Annotated in this window: 2 protein-coding genes; both read right to left on the bottom strand. The window is 69.7% G+C overall.

What is annotated here, in order from left to right; translation table 11 throughout:
- Window positions 1-1,110 (bottom strand): DUF4407 domain-containing protein (locus tag KZA10_RS14995; RefSeq protein ID WP_218683288.1); only part of this gene is annotated, 1,110 nt, incomplete at its 3' end.
- Between the two features lie 85 nt (window positions 1,111-1,195).
- A partial coding sequence (locus KZA10_RS14990; RefSeq protein ID WP_218683287.1) for a WHG domain-containing protein occupies window positions 1,196-1,461 on the bottom strand: 266 nt, incomplete at its 5' end.

The following is a 1,461-nucleotide window of genomic DNA, read 5'->3' as shown; positions in this document are numbered from 1 at the left end:
CTGCTCGCGGTTCTGCGCCTCCGACGACGAGGTGTTCTCCTTCGCGGCGGTTCCCGCAGCGGCGAGCTCCTCGTTCGCGGTGCGCAGCTGCGCGGCGAGCGCGTCGTAGGTCTGCTGGGCCTCGGCGAGCTGCGCCTTGGCGGCATCCGAGCTGGCGCCCTGGCCGTTGACGCCGGTGCAGCCGGGAACGGTGCCGGCACCCTCACCCGTCAGTTCGCACTGGTACAGCACACGAGCCTGGTCGATCACGGCCTGCTGAGCGGTCATCTTCGCGGTCACGTCATCGACCGTGGCCTGGGCCGCAGATTCCGTGGCCGACGAGGCGTCCGTCCCCGCGACGATGCCGGTCGCCGCCTGGTTCTCGAGCTCGGCGACCTTGGCGGATGCCGCGTCGAGCGCGATCTTCTCCGGGCCCGATTCGAGAGCCTCCTGGTCGGATTGCGACTGCGTGATGTTGGTGGAGGCGACCTCACGGGCGATGTCGTTGTGGAAGATCTGCAGCACGAGCGGCTCGGCGACGACGAAGCCGATGATCGCGGCCATGATCACACGCGGGATCGCGAGGCCGATGAGGCGCCAGACGTTCCTCGTCGAGCTCATGGTCGAGGTGAGGAAGCGGTCGAGGTTGAAGATGATGAGCGCCCACACGAGCGCCAGCGGCACGGCCAGCCAGATGGCTGCCTGCACACCGGTGGTGAGGGCGAAGAGCATCGAGATCGCCGAGACGAGCGCGGTGCCGGCGAGCACGAAGAACATCTGCACGAAGCGCGGCGTCTCGCCGGGGACGCGGTCGAGGATCTCGCCTTCCGCTCCTCCGAGGATCGCAAGGGTCCGCGCGCGCGAACCGGGAGTGCGCGGTGGGCGCGTCTTGCGGGGCCGGCGCGCGCGCGGGGGCTTCACCGGGGCGGGCTCTTCTGAGACGAGGGCGTCGGCGATCGGGGTCGCCTCCGACGGCGCGGATGCGGACGCCTCACGGGTGGCGTTGTCCGTGCCGGTGGGCTCGAACTCGCGCAGGAAGTCGAGGTCATCCGTGACGGCGGCGGGTTCGCTGTCGAGGATGATCCGACCCTGCGAGTCGTAGCGACCCGGTCGATGGGCGGAATAGGGCATCCGAACAATCTACGAAAGGTCGCCTGTGCATCGCGTGGAAGAGTGCTTTGAGCGACTCACAGCTTGGGCGGCGGAACCGGGCGGATCAGGTTGCCGGCAGAAGCCGATCGAGGGCGGCGGCATAGGCGGAGAGCCCGTCGTCGAGCGTGAAGTGCCCGGCGGCGGCCAGCGTTCCGAGCCCGTGGATCAGACCCCACAGCGCGACGACATCGGTCGGTCGGTCCAGGCCCGCGGCGGCTGCACTCTCGGCGAGCACGGCCTCGAGCCCGTCGATCAGAGGCGCCATCGTCGGGGTGGGAGCCCCGGGCACGCAGACGGTCGGGTCGTAGACCGCATCGAACGCGTGCGGAT

Origin of the sequence: Microbacterium sp. BF1, from assembly GCF_019279095.1 — a bacterium.
Lineage (GTDB): Bacteria > Actinomycetota > Actinomycetes > Actinomycetales > Microbacteriaceae > Microbacterium > Microbacterium maritypicum.
This window is presented reverse-complemented; position numbering and strand designations above follow the sequence as displayed.